Origin of the sequence: Sulfurimonas sp. (assembly GCF_028694895.1) — a bacterium.
GTDB lineage: Bacteria > Campylobacterota > Campylobacteria > Campylobacterales > Sulfurimonadaceae > Sulfurimonas.
The window spans coordinates 1-4,481 of record NZ_JAQVKA010000110.1; the positions used below are offsets into that span (position 1 = coordinate 1).

At 35.2% G+C, this 4,481-nt stretch carries 4 protein-coding genes; 1 reads left to right on the forward strand and 3 read right to left on the reverse strand.

Features of this window, described 5'->3' with window-relative positions; all coding sequences use genetic code 11:
• The 3 genes from PHI38_RS09220 to PHI38_RS09230 all read right to left on the reverse strand — a co-directional run.
• Nucleotides 1–952, reverse strand: a 952-nt coding sequence (locus PHI38_RS09220; protein WP_299855419.1) for an MFS transporter, incomplete at its 3' end; no start/stop codon positions are given.
• Complete coding sequence (locus PHI38_RS09225) at nucleotides 942–1,772, reverse strand: HAD-IIB family hydrolase (protein ID WP_299855422.1); 831 nt, start codon at nucleotides 1,770–1,772, stop codon at nucleotides 942–944. The genes PHI38_RS09225 and PHI38_RS09220, both read right to left, overlap by 11 nt.
• A gap of 3 nt (nucleotides 1,773–1,775) precedes the next feature.
• Nucleotides 1,776–3,395: a cation:proton antiporter gene (locus PHI38_RS09230; RefSeq protein WP_299855425.1), complete on the reverse strand. Its 1,620-nt coding sequence runs from the start codon at nucleotides 3,393–3,395 to the stop codon at nucleotides 1,776–1,778.
• A gap of 154 nt (nucleotides 3,396–3,549) precedes the next feature.
• On the opposite strand from PHI38_RS09230, the gene PHI38_RS09235 reads away from it, so the two are divergent.
• Nucleotides 3,550–4,481 (forward strand): CTP synthase (locus tag PHI38_RS09235; RefSeq protein ID WP_299855428.1); only part of this gene is annotated, 932 nt, incomplete at its 3' end.

Consider the following 4,481-nt stretch of genomic DNA (forward strand, 5'->3'; position numbering starts at 1 on the left):
CAGATATAGCTGTAGAACTAGGCGATGAAAACACAACACCGAGTAAAAATAGAATTCCAAAAATAGCAGAGCCTACAAGTGCCGCCTTTTGTGAGATATATTTAGGTATAAAAACAATTCCCACGATATATCCAAGCACCATAAAGGACATCGTAAAAGATGTTAAAGAGCTGTAATTCTCAACTCCAATGCTTTGCGCATAAAGAGCTATCGTATCCCCTGCAATAACCTCTATACCGACATAAAAAAACAGAGCAACAGAGCCTAAAATAAGGCGCGGAAATTCAAATATAGAGCTTTTTTCACTCTCCTTACTCTCATCTTTGATAACAAGGTTTTCTAAAGATGAGAATTTTATAAGAGCAATCAAAGATATCAAAATAAGTGCCATAACAATATAAGGCACTATAAGTTTTTGAGCAAGCACTTCTCTTGAGGCAGCTGTTACCTCATCAAATGCGCCTATATCTAAAAAGACTAAAGCGCTAAATACTAAAGGTGCTAAAACTCCAGCACCCTTGTTTATGACCCCCATTATGCTTATGCGAGTTGCCGCACTCTCAATCGGTCCTAAGTGAACTATGTATGGATTTGAAGCACTTTGAAGGATTGTAAGGCCTGTACCAAGGGTAAAGAGTGCTATTAAAAAGATGATGAACTCTCCGCTCTGTGCTGCTGGTATAAAAAGAAGTGCTCCTATCGCCATTACACCAAGACCTACAGACATTCCATCTTTATAGCCTGTTTTCTCCAACACATACGCCATCGGAAGAGCCATAACAGTATATGAGATATAAAAAGCAAATGTTACAAATAGCGCTTCAAACTCATTAAGCTCACAGACTATTTTTAAAAAAGGGATTAAAGAGCCATTTAGCCATGTTACAAATCCAAAGATAAAGAAGAGAGTACCCATGATAACCATAGGCATAAATGAGCTTTTAGCGGACATTTTTTAAGCGCTCAAGATAGTGTGCAACTGCGTCTTGATCGTTTGTATGCTCTAGTACAATCTTTGCTAGTTTTTTTACGCCCTCTTGAGCGTTTGCAACTGCTACAGAAGTTCCAGCTATCTCAAACATACCAACATCATTGTAGTTATCTCCAAAAACTGTCAACTTACTCAAGTCAAAACCCATATGTTCGCTCACGCTTTTTATCCCATGAGATTTATCAGCATCTTTATGTATAAGAGTTAAAAAGTAGCAACCAACATAAGCTTCTGGAGCGAGTATATACTTAAACATATCGCCAAAGATTGATTCTAAATGTTTTGCCAACTCTCTAAGAAGTATCTCATCGCCAAAATAGACGATTTTAAAGTTCTCTTGCATAGCTCTGATATCTTTGCATTCACTCAAGTTATCATCACCTTTGTATCTAAAAAGTACGCTTTTTTGATGCTCATTTAGAGTGCTTGAGTATAAAAATGCTTCATTGAGATTTTTATCTCTAAGAGAGAGTACAAAAGGGTATATCCCAAACTTTGCACCCTCATCTATGATAGCATCCGCCGCATCTTTAGCTATGAGTTTTGTACCAATTATTTTTTTATCTACAGTTGCAATTAGCGCACCATCAAGAAGTATCATTGGAGCATTTATATCTACATTTTTTAAAAATTCTACTGTTTTTTTATATGTTCTAGCCGTTGCTATTGTTGCAATAGAGTCAAGCGCCATAGCGTTCCACGCAGCTTTTGAAAAATCGCTGATTGATAAATCAGTTCTTAAGAAAGTGTGATCTAAGTCAGTGATATATATATTTTTCATATTTTAAAATTTTAAATTACAGCTAGTCATCTTCTCAACAAGCAATCTTGCCACCTCAACTTTATCATCAACCATAGATGTTATCTCTAAATCTTCTAGATTTTTTTTATCCTCTAGAGTGGAGACTTTTACTATTAAATTTACATTATTTGTATGCTTTAGTACTGCCTCACAGATTGCTCTTTTTTTCTCCATATTATCAAGTGTAACTATTACAGCAGCGGAACTTCCTGCTTGGAGCGCTTCAAGAAGAGAGTGTTTTGACATATCTCCAAGATAAGCCTCTTTTTTATCTGATAGAGCTTCTTGAACATGCTTTGGATTATTATCAATTATGACATAACGAGCATCTAGTTTATCAAGGTACTGTGCTACAAACTTTCCTGTAATACTGTATCCGCAAACTATAACATGGTTTTGCCTTGACGCAAATGCAGATGTTTTAAGTCCTAGATACTCATAGCTTGTTACATAGCTTACAAATCTATTTATTTTAGAGATAAAAAATGGAGTAATTACCATTGAAAAGATGACTATAAGAACGAAAAGCGATTCTAGCTCCTTATTTAAAAGCCCTCCCATACTTGCAACTGCAAAGATTACAAAAGAGAACTCTCCCACTTGAGAGATAGCAAGTGCAGTCTTTAGTGAACGTGCAGTTGATGATGTAAGACGAAGGATAAAATAGGTAACAGCCGTTTTTAAAATCATAACAAGTACAAATATACCAACAATCATGAAAAAGTTATTGAGGAAAAAGAGCACATCAATCTTCATACCCACAACAATAAAAAAAGTACCAAGTAAAATATCTTTAAAAGGCGCTATATCTGATTCTACTTTGTGATGGTACTTTGTCCCAGCTATAATCATACCTGCGATAAAAGCTCCAAGAGAGTAGGTAAAGCCCATATATGAAGCTAAAAGGGCCGCACTTATAACTATAAATAAAACTGAGCCCATAAAAAGTTCATCCACTTCACTTGAAGCCGAGAAGTGCAGAAGCCATGTCATAACTCTTTTACCAACTATAAACATAAGCCCAATAATAAGCACTGCACTTATAAAAGTATCTCTTAAAATTAGAAGCACATCTTGCTCTGCATTGCTTGTTAAAAATCCCAAAAGAATTAGGATAGGAATAACGGCAATATCTTGAAAAATCAGAATTCCTGTTGCTTGTTGCCCATAAGGGTTATTTATCTCTTTTGAACTCTTTAGATAACTAAGCACAACTGCGGTAGAAGAAAGAGCAAAAGATAGAGACACTATAAGTGCAGAAATTGGATCTAGTGAAAAAATATAGTGGCTGATTGTATAAACTATAGCTGCCGTAAGAGAGACCTGCATAAAACCGTTTAAAAATATCTCTTTTTTCATGTTGTTCATTTTTGCAAGAGATATCTCAAGCCCTATAGTAAACATCAAAAAAACTATACCAAACTCACCGATATGCTCTAAGATAGACGAGTCATTCATCTGTCGTAAATCAAATAAATATACAATAATTGTACCAGTAAAGATATATCCAATTATCTGTGAAATACCTATACGTTTTAAAAAAAGGTTTAGTATAGTTGAAATACCAAGTGCCATAACTATATATAAAAGTGTTGAGTCCATTAAAATCTTTCAGATATTTTTTATGGTTTTTATTTGCACCATATTGAGGATAAAATTATATCAAAATAACCTTCTAGCTTGGGTATATAAATACTTAATTTTAAGAGATACTATAATATAATTGCCACTTTAATTAATATTTTGGAGCTATTTTATGACTAAATTTATTTTTGTAACAGGTGGTGTTTTAAGCTCTCTTGGAAAAGGGATTACAGCAGCTAGTATTGGCACTTTGCTTAAGCACTCAGGCATACAAGTAGGTATGTTAAAAATAGATCCATATATAAATGTCGATCCAGGAACTATGAGTCCACTAGAACACGGCGAAGTTTTTGTCACAAAAGATGGTGCAGAGACCGACCTTGACATTGGAAATTATGAGAGATTTTTAGATACTTCATACTTAAAATCAAGTAACTTTACTACAGGTCAAGTTTACTCATCAGTAATAGAGAGAGAGCGCGCTGGCGGATATTTGGGGCAGACTATTCAAGTTATTCCTCATATCGTTGGTGAGATTGTCAAGCGTATAAAAGAGGCTGGAGTTGGTCATGATATCCTTATAGTGGAGCTTGGCGGAACTGTTGGAGATATCGAAGGACTTCCATTTATGGAAGCAATTCGCCAGATGAAACATGATGATGAAGTTGAGGGAACTTTCTTTGTTCACGTTACACTTATCCCTTATATAAAAGCAGCTGGGGAGTTAAAGAGTAAGCCAACACAGCACTCTGTTCAAGAGCTTCGCCGCATTGGTATAACTCCTCAGATGATAATTGCTAGAAGTGAAAATGCTCTTCCTAAAACATTTAAGAAAAAACTAGCGATGAGTTGTGATGTTTCTGCTGATAGCGTAATAGAAGCACTTGATGCTGCAAGTATATATGACGTGCCTATCTCATTTTTAAGACAAAATATCTTAAAACCTATCTCAAAAGAGCTAGGACTTGGCGAACTAAATCCAAACATGGAAAAATGGGACTCTTTGGTGAAAAAGATTGTTCAACCTAAAAACCGTATTGTTCTTGGTTTTGTAGGAAAATATCTTGAACTAAAAGAGGCTTATAAATCTCTAACTGAAGCTCT